The sequence below is a fragment of the Ruegeria sp. AG7 genome (assembly GCF_056541545.1).
Genome location: NZ_JBQFYP010000013.1, coordinates 95,074 through 116,962, shown reverse-complemented (window position 1 = coordinate 116,962; position 21,889 = coordinate 95,074). Strand labels below are relative to the sequence as shown.

General features: G+C 57.2%; 19 protein-coding genes. 8 read left to right on the top strand and 11 right to left on the bottom strand.

The window, feature by feature from the left end; genetic code table 11:
* From ACR0BF_RS16265 to ACR0BF_RS16255, 3 genes are all read right to left on the bottom strand, one after another.
* On the bottom strand, positions 1-253 hold a 253-nt coding region (locus ACR0BF_RS16265; RefSeq protein WP_480625317.1), incomplete at its 3' end, for an SMEK domain-containing protein.
* A gap of 244 nt (positions 254-497) precedes the next feature.
* Positions 498-2,915, bottom strand: a complete 2,418-nt coding sequence (gene gyrB / locus ACR0BF_RS16260; protein ID WP_480625316.1) for a DNA topoisomerase (ATP-hydrolyzing) subunit B — start codon at positions 2,913-2,915, stop codon at positions 498-500.
* 114 nt (positions 2,916-3,029) lie between these two features.
* Positions 3,030-3,602 carry a TetR/AcrR family transcriptional regulator gene (locus tag ACR0BF_RS16255; protein WP_480555246.1) on the bottom strand — a complete coding sequence of 191 codons (573 nt, stop codon included), beginning with the start codon at positions 3,600-3,602 and terminating at the stop codon, positions 3,030-3,032.
* Positions 3,603-3,702: 100 nt separating this feature from the next.
* Here ACR0BF_RS16255 and ACR0BF_RS16250 point away from each other — a divergent pair, with 100 nt between their 5' ends.
* Complete coding sequence (locus ACR0BF_RS16250) at positions 3,703-4,269, top strand: carboxymuconolactone decarboxylase family protein (protein WP_209507178.1); 567 nt, start codon at positions 3,703-3,705, stop codon at positions 4,267-4,269.
* Here the strand turns inward: ACR0BF_RS16250 and recF are convergent.
* The 6 genes from recF to mutM all read right to left on the bottom strand — a co-directional run bounded on the left by recF (position 4,266) and on the right by mutM (position 10,891).
* Positions 4,266-5,363, bottom strand: a complete 1,098-nt coding sequence (gene recF / locus ACR0BF_RS16245) for a DNA replication/repair protein RecF (RefSeq protein ID WP_480519982.1) — start codon at positions 5,361-5,363, stop codon at positions 4,266-4,268. The two genes, ACR0BF_RS16250 and recF, sit on opposite strands and share 4 nt — an antisense overlap.
* 57 nt (positions 5,364-5,420) lie before the next feature.
* Positions 5,421-6,542: a DNA polymerase III subunit beta gene (gene dnaN, locus ACR0BF_RS16240; RefSeq protein ID WP_480519984.1), complete on the bottom strand. Its 1,122-nt coding sequence runs from the start codon at positions 6,540-6,542 to the stop codon at positions 5,421-5,423.
* Between the two features lie 224 nt (positions 6,543-6,766).
* On the bottom strand, positions 6,767-8,152 hold the full coding sequence (gene dnaA, locus ACR0BF_RS16235; protein WP_480625315.1) for a chromosomal replication initiator protein DnaA: 1,386 nt from the start codon (positions 8,150-8,152) through the stop codon (positions 6,767-6,769).
* 555 nt (positions 8,153-8,707) lie between these two features.
* Entirely contained in the window at positions 8,708-8,971 is a 264-nt protein-coding gene (rpsT, locus tag ACR0BF_RS16230; RefSeq protein ID WP_039541017.1) for a 30S ribosomal protein S20, read from the bottom strand.
* Positions 8,972-9,196: 225 nt separating this feature from the next.
* Positions 9,197-9,973 (bottom strand): enoyl-CoA hydratase, encoded by a 777-nt coding sequence (locus ACR0BF_RS16225; protein WP_480494565.1) that lies wholly within the window; start codon positions 9,971-9,973, stop codon positions 9,197-9,199.
* A 66-nt stretch (positions 9,974-10,039) separates the two neighbouring features.
* The gene (gene mutM / locus ACR0BF_RS16220; RefSeq protein WP_480606570.1) at positions 10,040-10,891 is read right to left on the bottom strand and encodes a bifunctional DNA-formamidopyrimidine glycosylase/DNA-(apurinic or apyrimidinic site) lyase; all 852 of its coding nucleotides are present in this window, start codon (positions 10,889-10,891) and stop codon (positions 10,040-10,042) included.
* Between the two features lie 86 nt (positions 10,892-10,977).
* On the opposite strand from mutM, the gene ubiE reads away from it, so the two are divergent.
* Complete coding sequence (ubiE, locus tag ACR0BF_RS16215; RefSeq protein WP_480625314.1) at positions 10,978-11,730, top strand: bifunctional demethylmenaquinone methyltransferase/2-methoxy-6-polyprenyl-1,4-benzoquinol methylase UbiE; 753 nt, start codon at positions 10,978-10,980, stop codon at positions 11,728-11,730.
* 3 nt (positions 11,731-11,733) lie between these two features.
* Positions 11,734-13,263: a 2-polyprenylphenol 6-hydroxylase gene (ubiB, locus tag ACR0BF_RS16210; RefSeq protein WP_480625313.1), complete on the top strand. Its 1,530-nt coding sequence runs from the start codon at positions 11,734-11,736 to the stop codon at positions 13,261-13,263.
* Between the two features lie 95 nt (positions 13,264-13,358).
* Here the strand turns inward: ubiB and ACR0BF_RS16205 are convergent, their stop codons facing one another.
* Positions 13,359-14,534, bottom strand: coding sequence for an acetyl-CoA C-acyltransferase family protein (locus tag ACR0BF_RS16205; RefSeq protein WP_480625312.1), 1,176 nt, complete (start codon positions 14,532-14,534; stop codon positions 13,359-13,361).
* Between the two features lie 116 nt (positions 14,535-14,650).
* On the opposite strand from ACR0BF_RS16205, the gene ACR0BF_RS16200 reads away from it, so the two are divergent.
* The 5 genes from ACR0BF_RS16200 to ACR0BF_RS16180 all read left to right on the top strand — a co-directional run bounded on the left by ACR0BF_RS16200 (position 14,651) and on the right by ACR0BF_RS16180 (position 19,332).
* Positions 14,651-15,214, top strand: coding sequence for a helix-turn-helix domain-containing protein (locus ACR0BF_RS16200; RefSeq protein ID WP_480625311.1), 564 nt, complete (start codon positions 14,651-14,653; stop codon positions 15,212-15,214).
* A gap of 110 nt (positions 15,215-15,324) precedes the next feature.
* Positions 15,325-16,509 (top strand): glycine C-acetyltransferase, encoded by a 1,185-nt coding sequence (locus ACR0BF_RS16195; protein ID WP_480606558.1) that lies wholly within the window; start codon positions 15,325-15,327, stop codon positions 16,507-16,509.
* Between the two features lie 14 nt (positions 16,510-16,523).
* Positions 16,524-17,552 (top strand): L-threonine 3-dehydrogenase, encoded by a 1,029-nt coding sequence (gene tdh / locus ACR0BF_RS16190; RefSeq protein WP_480606586.1) that lies wholly within the window; start codon positions 16,524-16,526, stop codon positions 17,550-17,552.
* A 64-nt stretch (positions 17,553-17,616) separates the two neighbouring features.
* Positions 17,617-18,501 carry a tryptophan 2,3-dioxygenase gene (locus ACR0BF_RS16185; protein ID WP_480494561.1) on the top strand — a complete coding sequence of 295 codons (885 nt, stop codon included), beginning with the start codon at positions 17,617-17,619 and terminating at the stop codon, positions 18,499-18,501.
* A gap of 3 nt (positions 18,502-18,504) precedes the next feature.
* Positions 18,505-19,332: an alpha/beta hydrolase gene (locus tag ACR0BF_RS16180; protein WP_480625310.1), complete on the top strand. Its 828-nt coding sequence runs from the start codon at positions 18,505-18,507 to the stop codon at positions 19,330-19,332.
* A 66-nt stretch (positions 19,333-19,398) separates the two neighbouring features.
* On the opposite strand, the gene infB is transcribed toward ACR0BF_RS16180, so the two are convergent.
* Positions 19,399-21,885 (bottom strand): translation initiation factor IF-2, encoded by a 2,487-nt coding sequence (infB, locus tag ACR0BF_RS16175; RefSeq protein WP_480519995.1) that lies wholly within the window; start codon positions 21,883-21,885, stop codon positions 19,399-19,401.
* Positions 21,886-21,889 lie beyond the last annotated feature (4 nt).

Below are 21,889 nucleotides of genomic sequence, written 5' to 3'. Positions count from 1 at the left end.
CGCCCATTCCTCGTCCGACATCAGGTCTCGTGCCAAGCTGGTCTCCGTCGTAGATACCAGCTTGAATCATGCCCGCCGACAGATGTGAATCCCTTTTGTCAACATGACCTAAGTTCAGCAAGTCTTTATAGAAGTCTTCCGCATGAAGATTGAGGTCAGTGAGCTGAATTGAGTTCGACAATTCGACAGAGGCGACCAACCTCGCAAGCGCAATTTCTATCTTCTGGATTTCATGTCTAACCGCTAGTGCCAAATGAGAGCTCTTTTCGTGAGAAAAATACACACGGATACTACATGTCGTGTTTCCAATGGCCAGCCGAATTCGGTCCCGCAAACTCAGAAGGTATATACTCAATCAACCTGGGCTGACGATTAGCCTTATCATGCAAAGTTTTGCGGATCGTGCGATCAGATAGCGATACCCACTGCGCAAAACTATGGGCAAACTACGCAAACTTTTGGGGTGTGCGAAGTGTTATGCGCACACCTACAAACCGTCAGAAATCCAGATTCTCGACGCTCAGTGCGTTTTTCTGGATAAATTCTCGACGAGGTTCGACAACATCACCCATTAGCTTGGTGAACAGATCGTCAGCTTCCACCATATCGTCAACGCGCACTTGCAGCAGCGTGCGTGCATCTGGGTCCAAAGTCGTTTCCCAAAGCTGGCCGGGGTTCATCTCTCCCAGACCTTTGTAGCGCTGCAAGGACAGGCCCTTTTCCCCTTCTTCCAGAATGGCGCGCAACAGGTCCAGCGGACCGTGGATCAATTGGCCACGATCACGGCGGATCAACGTGGCCGAAGTGTTGTAGACCTCTTGCAGGCTTTGCGTGAAGTTGCCTGTTTTGCGCGCTTCTCCCGACCGCAACATCGGGCCGTCCAAGGTGCGAACCTCTTCGACACCACGCAGAATGCGGGCCAGCCGAATTCCGTGATCCTGTGTGATCCGGCCCTGCCAGCCACGCTCATACTCCAGCGCGATCAGGTCCAGACGGGCGGCAACCTTGTCAGCCACCCCTTGCAGGTCTGCGTCCACCGCACCCGGCACAAAGGCACCTGCAACGGCGGCCTGTTCCAGAATGTGGCGTGGGTAGTGCGTCGGGAAGGCGTCCAGAACGCGTTTCAACTGGCGCGCTTCGTCCACCACGCGTGCCAGGTCCTGCCCGGTGATCTCTTCACCCGAACCCAAGTTCAGCACGGCGCCCTCGATACCCTGGTTGACCAGATAATCGTCCAGAGCCGCCTGATCTTTCAGATAAACCTCTGATTTTCCACGCGAAACCTTATAAAGCGGCGGCTGCGCAATATAGAGATACCCACCTTCGATCAGCTCAGGCATTTGCCGGTAGAAGAACGTCAGCAGCAGAGTCCGGATGTGTGCACCGTCCACATCCGCATCGGTCATGATGACAATCTTGTGGTAACGCAACTTTTCAATATTGAACTCATCACGGCCGATACCCGTGCCCAGAGCCATGACAAGATTACCGATCTCTTGCGAGGACAACATCCTGTCAAACCGCGCGCGTTCCACGTTCAGGATCTTACCGCGCAGAGGCAGAACCGCTTGTGTCAGCCGGTCACGGCCCGTTTGCGCCGACCCTCCGGCTGAATCACCCTCGACAAGGAAGACTTCGGTTTTGGACGGGTCTTTTTCGGAACAATCCTTCAGCTTCCCCGCCAGATAGTTCACATCCATTGCCGTTTTGCGGCGGGTCAGTTCACGCGCCTTGCGCGCGGCCTCGCGCGCCAGTGCAGCTTCGATGATCTTGCCGACGATCGCCTTGGCCTCGGTCGGGTTTTCTTCGAACCACTCGGCAAGTTTTTCGTTCATCAGACCCTCGACCGCTGGGCGAACCTCGGAACTGACCAGCTTGTCTTTGGTCTGCGACGAGAATTTCGGATCAGGCACTTTGACCGACAGCACACAGGTCAGACCTTCGCGCGCGTCATCACCGGTAAAGCTGACCTTTTCCTTTTTCGCGATCCCGCTGGACTGCGCGTAGTTGTTGATCGTCCGGGTTAGGGCACCACGGAAACCCGCCACATGGGAACCGCCATCGCGCTGAGGAATATTGTTGGTAAAGGGCAGTACAGACTCGTGATAGCTGTCATTCCACCACATTGCGATTTCCACACCGATATCGTCGCGCTCGCCCTTGATATAGATCGGCTCGGACATAGCAGGGGTTTTGGACCGGTCGAGGTACTTGACGAACTCCTTGACCCCACCTTCATAGAACAGCTCGGTTTCCAGCCGTTCCGCCGGACGCTCGTCAATCAGGATGATCCGAACGCCCGAATTCAGGAAAGCCAGTTCGCGCAGGCGTTTTTCCAATGTCTCGAATGAGTATTCAAGGTTCGAGAATGTGTCGGTCGAAGCCAGAAACCGCACCTCTGTTCCTGTCCGGTCCCCGCATTCGCCAACAACCTTCAGGTGCTCAACGGTTTCGCCACCTTCAAATCGCGCGATGTGCTCTTTGCCATTGCGCCAGACGCGCAGTTCCAGCCAATCCGAAAGCGCGTTCACCACGGAAACACCCACACCGTGCAGGCCGCCCGACACCTTGTACGAGTTGCTGTCGAATTTCCCACCGGCGTGCAGCTGGGTCATGATGACCTCGGCCGCCGACACGCCTTCTTCCGGGTGGATGTCCACCGGAATACCGCGTCCATTGTCGCTGACCGAAACACTGGAATCGGCGTGAATTTTCACCGTCACATGGTCGGCATGACCCGCCAAAGCCTCGTCAATCCCGTTGTCGACAACTTCATACACCATATGGTGCAGACCCGAGCCATCATCCGTGTCCCCGATATACATGCCGGGGCGTTTGCGAACTGCCTCCAAGCCCTTGAGAACCTTGATAGAATCTGCGCCGTATTCTTGGGGGGCCTGTGCGTCTTCGGACATTCAGTCAGTACCTATATTATTTTGGTAACTTATACGTTTTCTGGTAGGGATTGTCACGCCATCCCCCAATATTTTGTGTTGTTCCGGATCGTTTTTTGCCGCCCGAAAAAGGGATCACAAACGATCGATATCAGAAGCGATATCCGCGGCAATTTCCAACGCGTCGACATCCTTGCGCTCGGCCGACAATCGCAGCCCGAGAATGTCCGACTGATACCGTGCCGCCAGTCGATCCGGATCATGTCCCGCCCCGATTTCACCGGCATCCTGAGCCCTGCGAAACAGATCAGCGAAACAGCCTTTCATTTCCGCCATGTGATGCGCCGCCTGATCCGCAAGGTCATGATCCTTCGCCTTCAACTCGGCATATGTCTTTGCCAACATGCAGGCCTTTGCCGGGGTCTCGACCGCTTCGATCACCAATCGGGGCTGCGCTTTCAGCGCCTCCTTCGGACCCAGTCTCTCTGCCAGGGCCTTTAAGCGCGCCACACCTTCTTGCGTATAACTCTCCAGCGTCAGCGCATAGAGCGCATCTTTCGACCCGAACGCCGCATAAAAACTGCCAGGCTTCAGCTTCAGTTCCCGCTCCAGATCCTTCAGCGATGTACCAGCCCAGCCCTGACGCCAGAAGATATCCTTCGCCTTCGCGATCAACACGTCACGATCGTATGCGGGTTTGCGGGGCATCAGCATCACCAATTTTTGAACGTTCACTCAAGTATATACTTGAGCGTTCACTCAAGAAACCCTAAATACGACCCATCGCGCCAGAAACAGGAGTTCCGACATGGCCAATTTCCCGTCTCACGACCTCGAAACCGCGCCTGAAGCGTCCAAACCGCTGCTGCAAAAGTCTCAGGCCGCTTTTGGTCGCTTGCCCGGCCTGCATAAGGTCATGGCCGAAAGCCCTCAGCATCTGGAAGGCTATCAGGTTCTGCACGGCCTGTTCCTGCAAACTGATTTCGACAATGATGAGAAAACCGTCGTCTGGCAGACCATCAATGTGGAAAACGAATGCCACTACTGCGTGCCCGCCCACACCGGGATCGCCAAGATGATGAAGATCTCGGACGAGATATCGGACGCCCTGCGTAACGAAACTCCGTTGCCTTCAGCCAAACTCGAAGCACTGCGCACCTTCACCCTGCAAGTGATGGAAACCCGCGGCAACCCGACCGAAGACCAGCTTCAGGCGTTCTTTGACGCGGGCTATTCACACCGCGCGGTTCTGGATGTCGTGCTGGGTCTGGCCCAGAAAACCATGTCGAACTACGTCAACCACATGGCCAAAACCCCGGTGGACGAGGTTATGCGCGGCTTTCTGTGGGAACGCAAAGTCAGCGAACCGGCCTAAGCGGTCACGACCGAGCCCTGATCGCTGTCGGTAACGATCAGCGTCTGGGCCCGGTCGCCCATTTCCGCAAACAGCTCAGGCCCGGTACCCGTCATCCAGGCCTGAGCGCCCAGCGCGCAAATCTCGTCATAAAGCGCTGCACGCCGCCCAGCATCCAGATGCGCGGCCACCTCATCCAGCAGAACGATCGGAGGTGCGCCCAGCATCGCCGCCAGCGCCCGCGCATTGGACAGGATCAGCGACACCAAGAGCGCTTTCTGCTCACCAGTGGAACACTCCCGTGCCGGCACGCCCTTGGCCGCGAACACACCGTACAGGTCGGACCGATGCGGCCCCACCAGGGTTCGGCCCGCTGCCAGATCCCTGAACCGGCTCTCGCTCAACGCGTCTCGCAAATCTTCCGCTGTCTCGGGCATTGCGCCTTCGGTTTGCACCAACTCCAGTTCGGCCGAAGGAAAGACCGTTTCCGCCCGGTCCTGCGCCGCCCGTAGAAGATCCAGCGACCTCAACCGCGCGGTATGGATGCGGTGCCCCGTCTCGGCCAACTGCCCTTCAAGCGCGGCGTACCAATGCGCGTCCCTGATCTGCTCTTTCAGCAGACGGTTACGTTCGCGCATCGCTTTTTCATAAATCAGCGATGTTTCGGCGTGGGCCGGGTCAAAACTCAGCGCGATACGGTCCAGAAACCGACGGCGTCCCTCAGCCCCTTCAATCCACAGACGGTCCATGGACGGGGTCAGCCAGACTACCCGTGCAAGTTTCCCCAGATTGATCTGGGTCGCCGACTTGCCATCAATTCGCACCTGTCGCGCTGCGCTGCCCTCGGACCAGGTTTCGATTTCAAACCGCTGCCCCTGAGCGTCCAGCAACCCGGACAGTTTCCAACCCAACGCCTCGGGCCGACGGGTCATCTCGGCCGCGCTCGCCCGCCGCATCCCGCGACCGGGCGAAAACAACGACACCGCTTCAAGAATATTGGTCTTCCCGGCCCCGTTCGGCCCGTGAATGGCAACCGGTCGGCCGTCCAGAGACAACCGCGCCAGCTTATGAGATCGAAAATGCGAGACCGTTAGCTCGGTCAGGGCCAATCCCATGACCCCTCCCTTCATCTTTTCAAAAATACTCCCGCCGGAGGCATCGCATCCGCGCGATCAGACGCGCATCGGCATGACGACGTATACAGCGCTCAGATCGTTGCCTTCACGCATCAATGTCGGGTCACCAGCCGAGTTGAACAGGAAAACTGCATTCTCACGATCCACCTGAGACGCAATCTCCAACAGGTATTTGGCGTTGAACCCGATCTCCAACCGCTCATCTCCGTAAGCGACAGCCAATTCCTCCTCGGCCGCGCCGCTGTCAGGAGCATTCACCGACAAGATCAGCTTGTCGCCTTCCAATTGCAACTTCACTGCCCGCGACCGTTCCGACGAAACAGTCGCCACGCGATCTACGGCCTGCGCGAATTCAGCAGCATCCACTTCAAGCTTGCGGGTATTTCCTTGTGGGATAACACGTGTGTAGTCGGGGAAGGTGCCGTCAATAACCTTCGACGTCAGCGTGATATCCGGCGTGGCAAAGCGTACCTTGGTTTCACTGACCGAAACGGCGATATCCATCTCGTCGTCATCCAACAGCTTGCGCAACTCGCCCACTGTTTTGCGAGGCACGATCACGCCGGGCATATCCGCCGCGCCAGCTGGCAAATCTGCGTCAATTCTCGCAAGCCGGTGGCCATCGGTGGCCACACAACGCAACACTTTTCCACCCTCGGACCCATCTGCCACATGCATGTACACACCGTTCAGATAGTACCGGGTCTCTTCGGTCGAGATGGCGAATTTTGACTTGTCGAACAACCGGCGCAGCAATGCTGCCGACGCGCTGAAATTCGATTGATATTCCGAGGACGCCATCACCGGAAAATCTTCTTTTGGCAGTGTCGCCAGCGAAAAATTCGACCGACCCGCTTCAACTGTCAGCCGTCCTGCGGCGCTGTCAGCAGTCAATGTCACCAGCGCACCGTCCGGCAGTTTGCGCACAATCTCATGCAGGGTTGTTGCCGCGACGGTCGTCGCGCCCGCCTTTTCGACCTGTGCGGGTGCCTTATCGACCACTTCGATATCCAGATCGGTGGCACGGAACTGGACCTGATCGCCTTCGGCCTCGATCAGGACATTGGCAAGTATAGGAATGGTATTGCGACGTTCTACAACGGACTGAGCCTGCGAAACGGCTTTAAGAAGGGTGCCGCGTTCAATGCTGATCTTCATACCCTCAATTCCTCTGACTTGCGTACCGACATGGGCGGGACTGGCACGTTAGCGGTTCCACCCCGAGGCACAAGGATTTTTTACGGATTTCTGGGTTGGAATGCACCAACCGTCAAGTGCGGCGTGCCCCACACGCCTCAGTTCTGGTGCAACCGTGGATTCTTACGCACAAAAAACGCCCCGGCACAGAAGTCCGGAGCGTTTCTTAGCACTACTGGCCCGGTTCAGGCTTCGAGAGAACGGCGCAGCATTTCCACGTCTTCAGCGATCTGACCATCGGTCAGTTTCAGCTCTTCAATGCGCTTGACGCCATGCATGACCGTGGTGTGGTCGCGCCCGCCGAACCGGCGGCCGATCTCTGGCAGCGACCGGCTGGTCAGCTGCTTGCACAGATACATCGCCACCTGACGAGGGCGCGCGTAGGATCGCAGGCGCTTGGGACCGATGATATCAGACATGCGGATGTTGTAGTATTCGGATACTTTCCGCTGAATCTCTTCAACCGTGATCTTACGCTCGGATGCGCGCAGGACATCTGCCAGACAATCCTGCGTCAGCTCCATGTCGATCTCGCGTCCAACCAACGAGGCAAAGGCAAACAGACGTGTCAGAGCACCTTCCAGCACGCGGACATTGGTCGAGATACGATGAGCCAAAAATTCAAGGACGCCATCTGCAATCGTCAGGTCGGGATAGGAACTGCTATATTGCTGGACCTTGTTCTGAAGAATGCCCAGACGCAATTCATAGTCGGTCGGATGCAGGTCAACGACCAAACCACATTGAAGGCGGGACTTTACACGATCTTCCAGATCCTTGATTTCGCCCGGGGCGCGGTCGGCCGAGATGATGATCTGCTTGTTCTGATCCACCAGCGCATTGAACGTATGGAAAAACTCTTCCTGAGTAGAATCCTTTCCGGCAATGAACTGCACGTCATCGACCATCAACACATCGACCGAACGGAACAAATGTTTGAAATCCATCATCCGGCGTTCCCGCAGGGCCTGCACGAAGCGATACATGAACTGTTCGGCTGACAGGTACAGGACATTCAGTTCCGGATGGTTGGTTTTCAGCTCCCAGGCAATTGCGTGCATCAGGTGGGTCTTACCCAGACCCACTCCACCATACAGAACAAGCGGGTTGAATGTTACCGGGCCACCTTCGGACACACGGCGCGCGGCAGCATGGGCCAGCTCGTTGGGTTTGCCCACCACAAAACTGTCAAAGGTGAAACGTGAATCGAGCGGCGCGGCCTGCAACGACTCCAAAGCGTTCTGCGCACTATCCGTCGCCGCTAAGGGTACCGGCTCTGGCTGAGTTTCGGTGACCACCTTGGCTGCGGGCTTGGGACGCGCGGGCGAGTTGGCAGCAACACGGAAGTCCAGACGCTGAACGGTTTCCCCAGCCGTATTCAGCTCGTACAAGATGAGGTCCGCAAAATTCTGGCTGACGTAGTTCCCCATAAAGTTCGTTGGCACGGAAAAAACCGCCACACCATCCTGCAGCTCTTTAAATTCCAGAGGCTCGATCCATGTGGTGTAATTATTCCGACCGACAGCCTTCAGCAATTTGTTACGCAGTAGTCCCCATTTCTCTTGTGTCATTCAGCGCCTCACGCATCCCATTCTTATTGGCCTGTCGGCCTTATCATACGAAGCCGGTTGCCCGGTCTTGCATTCACACGCCCAAAGGGAACCTGTCGCCAAACCTAACGGCTTGGCGGGATCGCCCCTGAAAGTTCGGTGCACCCGGATTTTCGACGCTCAACAATAAATGAGCGTCCCGAAACTCGGGCTGCACGTCACAATCTCATTTTTCAGACAGGGCCGAGAATCCCGGATAATCCGGACTTCGCGGCAGATCGGCAGCCCAGCTTGCGCCAGTCGTCGACGAATGTTTCCTGATCGATCTGATGCCCGTCAGTCCGATCGAGTAAACAGCCTGTCCCCCCAAGCGAGTGAATCGCTGACATCAGTGGTAGCAACTTGAAATGGGGCGCGGCAACGAAACTCTGATATTGACTCGGGTCTTTGGTCGAAAGAATCTCTCGGTTTCGTGAAGGCGCGGTATTCCGGCAACACGAAAAAAGGCGCCGCAATGCGCAGCGCCTTTGACATTAGTTCAGCCTTGCTGACTTGACCTAGGGTAACCCGCAGGCTTCAACCCAGAGCTTTGACCCGGGCCGACAGGCGCGACATTTTACGCGCAGCAGTGTTCTTGTGGAACACGCCTTTGGTGACGCCGCGCATCAGCTCGGGCTGGGCGGCGCGCAGTGCTGCGGTTGCCGCATCTTTGTCACCGGATGCAATCGCTTCTTCGACTTTACGCAGATAGGTGCGGATGCGCGAACGACGCGCTTTGTTAACAGCGAAACGCTTTTCGTTCTGACGGGCGCGTTTCTTTGCCTGGGGCGAATTTGCCATGTGTCTCTGACCTTCGTTCGGTACGGTTATCAAGGGTTGCGCGCCACGGACATATCCGCACCGGATCAGAAATCACGAGTGTGAGTCGGGCCAAGCGGGCCGCACGCGCATGTATTGCGGCGCTCATTACCGAACATTTCAAGGATTGCCAAGCCGATTCTTGGATCTCACAGACCCGGCAAAGAAAAGGCGGGCAACACCCGCCTTTCATTAGTCTCTTGCGTTCTACTTGTCACGAAACTGCGCAGCCCGCTTTTCAAGAAACGCCGCCATGCCTTCTTTCTGGTCTTCGGTGGCAAACATGGAATGGAAGACCCGACGCTCAAACAGCATACCTTCACTCAGCGGAAGCTCGTAACTGCGATTGACCGCTTCTTTTGCCGCCGCTGCCGTCAGTGCCGATTTCTCGGCTATTTTTTGCGCCGCACCGACGGCTTCTTCGATCAGCTTCTTGGCCGGTACGACCCGGCTGACCAAACCAGCGCGCTCGGCTTCGTCCGCGTCCATGAACCGCCCAGTCAGGTTCATGTCCATCGCCTTGGACTTGCCGACAAAGCGCGTCAAACGCTGGGTGCCGCCCAACCCGGCTATGACGCCAAGGTTTATTTCAGGCTGGCCGAATTTTGCAGTGTCCGCAGCAATGATGAAATCGCAAAGCATTGCCAACTCGCATCCCCCACCCAGAGCATAGCCCGCGACCGCGGCGATGATCGGTTTGCGAATCGCCGAAACCCGATCGTTTGCATCAGCAAAAAGGTTGGTTGTGTAGACATCGACAAAGCTCATCTCGGACATTTCCCTGATGTCCGCGCCTGCGGCAAAGGCCTTGTCCGATCCGGTGATGACGATGCAACGCACCTTGTCGTTGCTGTCCGCCTCTTCCAGCGCGGTACACAACTCACCCAGTAACTGGGAGTTCAGCGCATTCAACGCATCTGGTCTGTCGAGTTTGATTAGGGCGACGTGGTCTTCGATTTCGACGATGATCGTCTCAAAAGCCATGAGAAAAAAGCTTCCGGTTGTTCCGTTCAGTTACGAGTCCTTACCACGCGAATTCTCTGGATCAAGCTATCTTTGGCATTGCGCACAGTAGAAGGATGAGCGACCGGACTGGGTGATTCTCTGGATCAGACCATTGCAACCCTCGGTTCGGCAGGGCTTTCCTTCACGACCGTAGACATCAAAACTGTGCTGAAAATATCCAAGTTCTCCATCAGCTTGCCGGAAATCCCGCAGGGATGATCCGCCTGCTTGGATCGCGTCCTGCAACACCTTCCGAATGATGGGAACCAGCGATGCGACACGCGCCGCAGAAATTTGCCCTGCTTTGCGACGTGGCGACACCTTGCCGCGATAAAGCGCTTCGCAAACATAGATATTCCCCAATCCGGCAACGATTCCCTGATCCAGCAGGGCTGATTTGACTGGGGTATTCCTGCCTTTGAGCGCCTCAATCAGGTGTTGCTCGTGGAAATCATTGCCCAAGGGCTCTGGTCCCAGAACCGCCAGAAGCTTGTGATCCTCGGCTGTGGCTGTGGGCAGCAGGTCCATCGCTCCGAACCGGCGTGGATCGTTAAATGTGATACGCGTCCCGTTGGCCATGTGAAAAACAACATGGTCATGTTTATCAGCGGCAGGATGTTCGCGCAGGAAATGACCTAGTGGATCCCCTGACACCGTCATTCGCCCGGACATCCCCAGATGGATCAACAATGTCTCGCCGCTGCTGAGATCGGCCAGGATATATTTTGATCGCCGCCGTAACCGATCCACGCGCTGCCCGGTCAGCCGTTCAGCCATGCGTTCGGGAAATGGCCATCGCAGATCCGGGCGGTTCACATCGGCGCGTTCGATCTCGACCCCCTCCATCGCAAGGCTCAGGCCGCGTCTTACGGTCTCGACCTCGGGCAATTCCGGCATTACAGGGCTCCTATTCCAAAGGGCCGCATTGTGCCCCGCTTCCAGAGCCCTATAACAGAAGCGAAATTCGACAAACGGCAAGGCTTATGTCCGACAACAGCGACAACACCACTCATTTCGGGTTCGAAACCGTACGCGAGGCTGACAAGGCCGGACGAGTGCAGGGCGTGTTCAACTCGGTCGCCTCGAAATATGACGTGATGAACGATGTCATGTCGATGGGTATCCACCGGGTCTGGAAAGACGCGATGATGGACTGGCTAGCTCCGCGTCCCGGTCAGCGTTTGCTGGATGTTGCGGGCGGAACCGGTGACATTTCCTTTCGCTTTCTGAAACGTGCAGGCTATGGTCATGCCACGGTTCTTGATCTGACAGAACCCATGCTGGTCGAAGGCCGGCAACGCGCCGAAGCCGACCAGATGGCCGACAGCCTGAACTGGGTGGTGGGCGATGCCATGGCCCTGCCGTTCGAGGACAACACCTTTGACGTCTACACGATCTCGTTCGGCATCCGGAACGTGACCCGCCCGCAAGAGGCCCTGAACGAAGCCTTTCGCGTGCTGAAACCCGGTGGCCGCCTGATGGTGCTGGAGTTCAGTCAGCTTCCCAATGACGGGTTGCAAAAGCTCTATGACCTCTACAGTTTCAATGTCATTCCACGCATGGGAAAACTGATCGCGAATGATTACGACAGCTATCAGTATCTGGTGGAGTCGATCCGTAAGTTTCCCGATCAGGAAACCTTCCTGAACATGGTCCAAACTGCTGGCTTCGAAAACGCCAAATACCGCAATCTCAGCATGGGTATCGCCGCGCTGCATTCCGGCTGGAAAATCTGACACATGCGTGGCCCACATAATATCATCCGCCTGATCCGAACGGGTGCCACGCTTGAGCGCACCGGTGCCATGAATGTCGTGCTGGATGCATTCGAAGCCCCGCGCCCGCTTCGCGTCATCGCTCATGCTTTGGGCAAACCGTTTCAGTGGCTGGGCTACAAAGGCGACCCGCAGATGCCACCCGCAACCCGTGCCCTGACCGCTTTGGGTCCGGCATACATCAAATTCGGGCAGGTGCTTTCCACCCGCCCTGATGTCGTCGGCAACGAACTGGCAGAACAATTACGTGTCCTACAGGACAAACTCCCGCCTTTTTCCCGGACAAAAGCCATGGCCGAGGTTGAAAAGGAACTTGGACAGCCAGTGGCGGACGTGTTCTCTGAGTTCAGTGAACCTATTGCAGCCGCGTCCATCGCTCAGGTCCACAAAGCCAAACTGGTTAGCACAGGCGAAGATGTCGCCGTCAAAGTTCTGCGCCCGGGGATCGAGCGCGCATTTCGCAAGGATGTGGATGCATTTTATTTCGCCGCTCGCATCGTGCAGCTTTTCGCCCCCGGTGCCCGCCGTCTGAGGCCCATGGAGGTCATTGAACATTTCGACGGCGTTGTTCGGGGCGAACTGGATCTGCGTCTGGAAAGCGCTGCCGCCTCGGAATACGCGGCCAACACAAAAGACGACACAGGGTTCTGGCTGCCGCCCGTCTTGTGGTCACTGTCGGCACGGCGCGTGATGACACTCCGCTGGGCCGACGGTGTTGCATTGGGTGAAAATGACGCACTGGACGCCGCAGGCCACGATCGCCGCGACCTGGCTGAACGTGTGCTGCGTCTATTCCTTCTTCACGCCTTGCGCGACGGCTATTTCCACGCCGATATGCATCAGGGCAACCTAAAGGTCGCCGCCAACGGTGACATCATCGCTTATGATTACGGTATCATGGGCCATATCGACGAATACACGCGCCGGGTCTATGCCGAGATCCTGTTCGGTTTCATCCGCCGCGACTACAAGCGCGTGGCCGAAGTGCATTTCGAAGCCGGTTACGTTCCTGCACATCAGGACGTCGATGAATTCGCCCGCGCCCTGCGTGCGGTTGGCGAACCGATCTTCGGTATGGATGCCTCGCATATTTCGATGGGCCGTTTGCTAAGCTATCTGTTCGAAGTGACAGAGCGTTTTGGCATGGAGACACGTACCGAGCTGATCCTCCTACAGCGCACGATGGTCGTGGTTGAAGGTGTTGCCCGGTCACTGGATGACCACATCAATATCTGGGAAGTCGCCCGCCCCGTGGTCGAAGATTACATTAAACAATCCATCGGCCCGCGCGCCGCGCTTCGTGACTTTGCCAAAACCGCTTTGGTTCTGGCACGCTTTGGTCCGCGCCTGCCGACATTGGTCGAAAACGCGTTGATTGCACAGACACACAAAGAAGAACCGGAAAACTCGGGTCTTTTGCCAAAAATCCTGCCCGCCGCTCTCGGTGCAGTTGCCGGCGCAGCCATAGTTCTGTTGATCACGACACTCGGCTGATTGTGATCCGCAGCTTCATCTGGCTGAAAATATCCTCGGGGGGAATCGCGCCTTGCGCGATGGGGGGCAGACAGCCCCCCTTGCCCAAACCCGGATCAGAGCCGCTCGATGGCAATGGCGATCCCCTGACCGCCACCAATACACATGGTGATCAACCCTTTTGATCCGCCTGTACGCTCCAACTCGTAAAGTGTCTTCATGGTAATGATGGCGCCCGTCGCGCCTACAGGGTGCCCTAGTGCTATCGCGCCTCCATTCGGGTTCACTTTCGCTGCATCCAACCCAAGCTCCTGATTGACGGCCAGCGCCTGCGCGGCAAATGCTTCGTTGCTTTCGATCACATCGAAATCTTCCACCGAAAGACCCGTCTTCCTGAGCAGGTTTTGCACGGCCGGCACCGGGCCAATACCCATGACTTCGGGGCGCACGCCAGCATGTGCATAGCCGATTACACGTGCTTTTGGCTTCAACCCGGCCTTTTCCGCCGCATCCGCCGTTGCCAGAACCATCGCCGCCGCGCCATCGTTGATGCCCGAGGCATTGCCTGCCGTTACACGCCCATCTTTCTTGAACACAGGTCGCAACCCGGCCAGCGCTTCGGCGGTCGTCGCTTTGGGATGCTCATCAACTTTGAAATCCACCATGTCCCGCTTGACCTTCACCTGAACGGGCACGATCTGACTTTCGAAATATCCGGCTTCAATTGCGGCGGCCGCGCGGGTCTGGCTGGCAAGGGCGAATTCGTCCATGTGTTCACGGCTGATCTGGTGTTCATCGGCAACGTTCTCGGCCGTCACACCCATGTGCCCTGTGCCAAAGGGGCAGTTCAACGCACCCAGCATCATGTCCAGTGATGTGACATCACCCATTTTCGCGCCCCAGCGTGCCTGTGGAACAATGTAAGGGCTTCGCGACATGCTTTCTGCCCCACCTGCCACGACAAAATCGGCATCGCCAAGCATCAAGGACTGCATTGCCGACACGATCGCCTGTGCGCCTGAACCACACAGTCGGTTTACATTCATCGCAGGGGTGCCGTTCGGAATCCCGGCCTGCATCGCGGCAACGCGCGACAGGTACATGTCCCGAGGCTCGGTGTTGATGACATGACCAAACACAACATGCCCGATTTGAGCACCTTCTACCCCTGACCGCTCCAAGGCCGCTTCGGTGACCACCGTCGCCAGATCAATGGGCGCGGTTGACGCAAGTGCGCCACCAAAAGTTCCAATCGCGGTGCGCGCACCATCCAACAATACGATGTCTGTCATGTCTTTCTCCTCTTGGAATCGTCGTCAGTATGCACATGCAGCATGATCCTGTCCTATAGGACGTGCCGTCACGGATGGAATTGACAAGCGGGGTCCCAACACGCATGGATTCCGTCATGACGGAGAACACAGACGATATCCTGAACCTTTTGCCCGCCCGCCTGAAAGACGCACGCCGGGCCAAAGGACTGTCGCTGGAAGCAGTCGCAAACCTGAGTGGCGTGTCCAGATCCATGGTTAGCCAGATCGAACGCGGGGAAAGCAGCCCGACGATCTCGACCCTCTGGAACCTGACCCGTGCGCTACAGGTGGATTTTGCCGGTCTTCTGGAAGGTTCAAAAGCCAGTGATCAGATCGAGGTGCTGCGCGCGTCCGAAGTGCCCAGCATCGACAATATGGGGCAGAACTGCCGCATTCGCATCCTGTCCCCGCCGGAAGAGGCCGGAGGTCATGAGGTTTACGATATCGTGTTCGACAAAGGCGGGGCCTTGAACAGCCAGCCCCATGCGCGCGGCGCGCGTGAGCAGCTGACCGTGCTGGAAGGCGCCGTCAAGGTTACATCGGGCAGTGCCGAGTCGGAACTGAGCCAAGGGGATACCGCCCGCTATGCCGCGGATATCGTGCATTCCATCTCGGCCAAAGAACCAGCGCGGGTGTTTCTGATCGTAAAGAACGCCTGACATCAGCAGATTTCCGCCTTCACGGAAAATTTTCCTGTATATTGAAATTCCCCTATTTGGGAAATCCATCCGCTATGTTAGACGTGCGACTCAGTTGAACGGAGGTCGCCATGGCAGATGCATTCCTGTCCCACATCACGGACACACTCGCGCAGATCGAATCCGAGGGGCTGTATAAGCGCGAACGAATGATCACCTCGCCTCAGGGCGGTGAGATTACGGTTGGCGGCAAACGGGTGATCAACCTGTGCGCCAACAACTATCTGGGTCTTGCGGATCACCCCGCGCTGATCGAGGCCGCAACAAATGCGATGGGTCCGAAAGGATTCGGTATGGCCTCGGTCCGGTTCATCTGCGGGACGCAGGATATTCACCGTGAACTGGAACAGCGGTTGGCGAAGTTCCTGAACAAGGACGATGCGATCCTGTTTGCGGCCTGCTTTGATGCCAATGGCGGGCTGTTCGAACCGTTGCTGGGGCCTGAAGATGCCATCATTTCGGACAGTCTGAACCACGCCTCGATCATTGACGGGGTGCGGCTGTGCAAGGCCAAGCGCTATCGCTATCTGAACAATGACATGAACGACCTGGAAGCGTGGCTGAAGCAAGCGCGCGAGGATGGCGCGCGTCACATCATGATCGCAACCGATGGCGTGTTCTCGATGGATGGCTATCTGGCCAACCTGCCGAAAATTCGCGAACTGGCTGACAAATACGACGCCATCGTGATGGTCGATGATTGCCATGCAACGGGCTTCATGGGGCCGCGCGGTGCAGGAACACCGGATCACTTTGGTGTTGACGTCGACATTCTGACTGGAACTTTGGGCAAGGCACTTGGGGGGGCAATCGGCGGCTACATCGCCGGGCCGCAGCCAGTGATCGACCTGCTGCGGCAGCGGGCGCGGCCCTATCTTTTCTCGAACTCGCTGCCGCCATCCATCGTCGCCGCAGGGATTGAGGCGATCCGCCTGGTCGAAGAAGGCGACATTCTACGCGCGCAGTTGTTCGGAAACGCAAAGTACTGGCGTGCCGGTTTGGAAAAGCTTGGCTTTGACGTTTTGCCCGGCGAACATCCGATCATCCCTGTCATGCTGGGCGACGCGACGCTGGCACAAGAGATGGCCACCAAGCTGTTTGACGAGGGCGTGTATGTCTCGGGCTTCTTCTTTCCTGTTGTTCCCCGCGGGCAGGCGCGGATCAGGACACAGATGAACGCCGCCCTGACGCGGGACGAACTGGACCGCGCTCTGGCGGCCTTTGGCAAAGTCGGCAAGGAACTGGGGGTGATCTGATGCGACCCAACACGATGAAAGCGCTGGAAAAGTCGAAACCCGAAGAGGGGTTGTGGATGGTACAGGCCCCGGTCCCGGAAATCGGGCCGGATGAGGTGCTGATCAAGATCAACAAGACCGGAATTTGCGGTACCGACATTCACATCTGGAACTGGGATGAGTGGGCCTCTCACACCGTTCCGGTTCCGATGATCACTGGTCATGAGTTCGCTGGGGAAATCGTTGAGATTGGGCGCAACGTAACCGGCCTGAACGTTGGGCAGCGCTGTTCCGGCGAAGGGCATCTGATCGGCACTGAAAGCCGTCAAAGCCGCGCAGGCAAGTTTCACCTCGACCCCGGCACGCGCGGGATCGGGGTGAATGAACAGGGCGCGTTTGCGCAATACCTGAAACTGCCTGCCTTCAATGTTGTTCCCCTACCGGATGATATCCCGGATGAGATCGGGGCAATCCTTGATCCGCTGGGCAATGCGGTACACACCGCGTTAAGCTTCGATCTTCTGGGCGAAGATGTCCTGATCACCGGCGCAGGACCCATTGGCATCATGGCCGCCGCCGTTGCCCGCCATGCAGGTGCCCGTAACGTTGTGATTACCGACATAAACGCTGAACGATTGAAACTCGCGGAACATGTCGTGCCGTCGGTGCGGACCGTTGATGTTTCCAAACAAGATTTGCACGACATCATCGCACAGCTAGGAATGAAAGAAGGCTTTGATGTGGGGCTTGAAATGTCCGGCTCACAAGCCGCGCTTGACCAGATGGTCGAAGCGCTTGTGATGGGTGGGAAAATCGCCTTGCTGGGGATACCGCCGGGGAAATCTCCAGTCGACTGGTCGCGTATCGTTTTCAAGGCGATCACAATCAAGGGTGTCTATGGTCGCGAAATGTTCGAGACCTGGTACAAGATGATCGCCATGCTGCAAAATGGCTTGGATGTGTCCCGCGTGATCACGCATCGCTTTGCGGTTGATGATTTCGCGGATGGTTTTGCCGCGATGAAATCCGGCCTCTCAGGCAAGGTTGTCCTTGACTGGACCTAACCCGCTGGAAAGTTACGAACTCAACGCCTAGACAGGTGCAAGGATCGCACAACGGAGGCATGAGATGGGCGAGAACAAAGACGATCGTCTGTTGCAAAGAGGTGTCGAAGACACTCTGATCACTGATTTCGCCGAGACACATCGCAAAAGCTATGGAGATTTTCTGCAACTCAAAACGCTGCTGAATCTGCAAAAGACCTTTCAGGACCCTGCGCAGCCGGACGAGATGCTGTTCATTATTATCCATCAGGTCAGCGAACTGTGGCTGAAACTGATGCACCACCAACTGGTCGAGGTGCGCCGTTTTCTGCAACAGGATGAATTTGGCCCAGCCATGAAAAACCTCGACCGAATCAAGGCCATTCAACGGCAGTTGATTGCGGCTTGGGAAACCCTGCTGACCATGACGCCTGCCGACTATATGACGTTTCGGCAGGCTCTTGGCAGCTCGTCAGGGTTTCAGAGCTACGGGTATCGGCAGATCGAATTCATTCTCGGCAACAAGGATGCCTCAACACTGAAGGTCCATACGCATGACCCAGAGGTGATGGAGATGCTGAATGCCGCACTGACCAAACCGTCGCTTTATGACGAGGTGTTGCACATGTTGGCCCGCCAAGGGTTCGATGTGCCCAAAGATCTGATCGAACGCGATTACGCCCAACCCTATTCCGGCGATTCGCGCGTGGTGCAAATTTGGGTGGAGGTGTTTCGAAACACTGAAAAATACTGGGATCTTTATGCTTTGGCCGAAAAGCTGATGGATGTGGAAAGTTTGTTTCAACGCTGGCGCTTTGACCATGCCACCGCGGTTGAGCGCGTGATCGGGATGCAACCTGGCACTGGTGGCTCAAGCGGCGTGGCCTTTTTGCGAAAGGCGCTAGAGCTGCGGTTTTTCCACGACCTTTACGACGTGCGTACGGAATTGATGTATAGCGGGCAGAACTAAGACATGTTGTATCGAGGATTTTCGCAATCCGATCTGGAGCGGGAGTACTCTCCCAGCACAATGATCGGCGGCGACCTGAGCCCCTATCTTGCCAGTTATCAGGCGCTGAGTGCTCAGGCGCGGGCCGACTTTCGGGTACGGGAAAGTCTGGCTTATGGTGACAGCCCCGTTCAAGTTTTGGATTTCTTTCCCGCTCGCGATGACAAGGCACCCTTGCACGTCTTCATTCACGGCGGGTACTGGCAGGCGCTCAGCCAGAATGAGTCGTCTCTGATGGCGCCGGGGCTGTTGGAACACGGGCAAGCTTTTGCGACTGTGAACTACACGCTGGCACCCGATGCCCGGATTGGCGACATGATCGACGAGTGCCGTGACGCGTTGTTGTGGCTGGCGGCCCAGGCTGGGGAGTTGGGGTTCGATCCGTCGCGGATCACCCTGTCAGGTCACAGTGCAGGCGCGCATCTGGCGGCGATGGTGATGGCAACCTCATCAGATGCCCTTGCCAAAGCGGGGCTCCGGGTGCGGGATGTGATTCTGATCAGCGGTATATACGACCTGGAACCGATCAGCCTGATGTCGGTGAACGAGCCGCTGCAATTGACACCAGTCGAAGTCAACGATCTGTCACCCATCCGCAATCTGCCCCGGCCCGGTCCTCGATACCATGTTTCGGTGGCCGAACGGGATACGGGTGAGTTCATTCGCCAAAGCCGTGACTATGCCGAAAGGCTGCGAAAGTCCGGACACTCTGTCAGCTTTATGCTCGCGCAAGGAATGCATCATTTCGATATCATCATGCATTCAGCTACGTTTCTGCCCCAAACAAAATAAGCGCCTCGACAAAAGAAAACAGCGGCCTAAGGGGGCCGCTGTTTTTCGTTCTCATCTTATGCCGGGTTAGTCCAGCGTGCGGGTGACTTCTTCGCGCTCGAAGATTTCGATCACGTCGCCTGCGCGAATGTCATCGTAGTTCTCGAATGCCATACCGCATTCCTGACCCGACTGAACCTCGGCCACTTCGTCCTTGAAACGCTTCAGTGTTTTCAGCGTGCCTTCGTGAATAACCACGTTGTCGCGCAGCAGGCGGACACCGGCGGAACGTCGCGCCACACCTTCGGTAACCAGACAGCCGGCAACCTTGCCAACGCCGGTGACCTTAAAGACTTCGCGGATTTCGGCGTAACCGATGAACTTCTCGCGAATCTCGGCGCTCAACAGACCCGATGCGGCAGCTTTCACGTCGTCCACCAGATCGTAGATAACCGAGTAATAGCGAATCTCGACACCTTTCTGGTTTGCCGTGTTCCGGGCAGACGCATTGGCCCGCACGTTGAAACCCAGGATCGGAGCACCCGAGGCCTCGGCAAGACCGACATCGGTTTCGGTGATTGCACCCACGCCCGAATGCAATACGCGCACGCGTACCTCGTCGTTGCCGATCTTCTCCATCGCCTGAACGATGGCCTCAGCCGAGCCCTGCACGTCCGCTTTCATCAGAATCGGCAGTTCGGTGACGCTTTCGTCTTCCTTGGCCTTCTGCATCAGCTGCTCAAGGGTGGTAGCGGCACCGGCGGCAGCGCGTTTGTCCTTGGCGGCCTGCTCGCGGTAGGCGGCGATCTCGCGCGCCTGTGCTTCAGTCTCGGTCACGTTCAGAACGTCACCGGCTTCCGGTGTGCCATTGAGACCCAGAACCTCGACCGGAACCGAAGGACCCGCTTCCTGAACGCGTTCACCCTTGTCATTGATCAGCGCACGGACCTTACCGTACTGCTCACCCACAACAAAGATATCGCCCTGACGCAGCGTGCCGTTCTGAACCAGAACGGTCGCGACCGGACCGCGGCCCACATCCAGCTGCGCCTCGATCACGGCACCCTGGGCTGCGCGATCGGGGTTGGCTTTCAGTTCCAGAATCTCGGCCTGCAATGCGATGGCTTCCAGCAGCTCGTCCAGACCCTGACCGGTGATGGCGGACACTTCTACGTCCTGAACCTCACCCGACATTTTCTCGACGATCACCTCGTGTTGCAACAGATCGGTGCGCACCTTGTCCGGATTTGCATCATGCTTGTCGATCTTGTTGATCGCCACGATCATCGGCACTTTGGCCGCCTTCGCGTGATTGATCGCCTCGATTGTCTGCGGCATGACCGCGTCATCGGCAGCGACAACCAGAACCACGATATCGGTCACCTGAGCACCGCGCGAACGCATCGAGGTAAACGCCGCGTGGCCGGGTGTATCCAGGAATGTCAGCGTCGATCCACCATCGGTTTTCACCTGATAGGCGCCGATATGCTGGGTGATGCCACCGGCCTCACCAGCCACAACGCGCGCATCGCGGATTGCATCCAGCAGCGATGTTTTCCCGTGGTCGACGTGACCCATGATGGTGATGACGGGTGGACGGGGCTTCAGATCGTCCTCGCTGTCTTCTATCTCTTTGATGACGTCTTCGACATCCGAATCAGAGACGCGGGTGACTTTATGGCCGAATTCTTCAATGATAAGCTCGGCAGTATCGGCATCGATGGTCTGGTTCTGCGTGACCATCATACCCATCTGCATCAGCGATTTGACCACGTCAGCCACACGCTCGGCCATACGGTTGGCCAGTTCCGAGACCATGATCGCCTCAGGCAGTTGTACGTCGCGGATCACCTTTTCACGCTCGACCGAACCGCCCATGGCTTTCTGACGGGCGCGTTCCTGCTTGCGCTTCATCGCTGCCATCGACCGCTGGCGGCTGCCTTCGTCACCAGTGGCCTGACCCAGTGTCAGCTTGCCTGAACGACGGTTGTCTTCGCGGCCCTTGCCACGACCGCGCTGTTCGCGTTCGCGATCCTGCTTGCGAGGCGCGGCTGCAGGCGCAGGTTTGCTGGCCGGGCTGCGTGCAGCTTTGGCTTCTTCAGGGGCCGGCGAAGCGACAGCAGCAACAGCAGCACGCTTGGCTTCTTCTTCAGCCTCCACGCGCTTGCGCTCTTCATCTTCGGCTTTCTGACGGGCGCGCTCTTCGGCTTCACGCTGCTCGCGCTCTTTCGCTTCCTGTTCCGCACGGCGGCGCACACGTTCTTCTTCGCGTGCCTTTTCAGCGGCTTCGCGTTCAGCGGCCTCTTCGACCTCGCGGGCCTTGGCAGCCTGCAAAGCTTTCATACGGCGCGCCATTTCCGCGTCGGAAATACCTGCGGGACGACGCGACGGATCACCCGAAGGGGCGGCACCGCCACCCGGCTTTGCCGCGCCCGGCTTGGGGACCACCACGCGCTTGCGTTTGGTTTCCACCACGACATTCTTGGTGCGTCCGTGGCTGAAACTCTGTTTCACATTTCCGGGGCGTGCCCCGCCACGAAGACCCAATGTCTTTTTGCCGTCACTATCGCTCATAAAG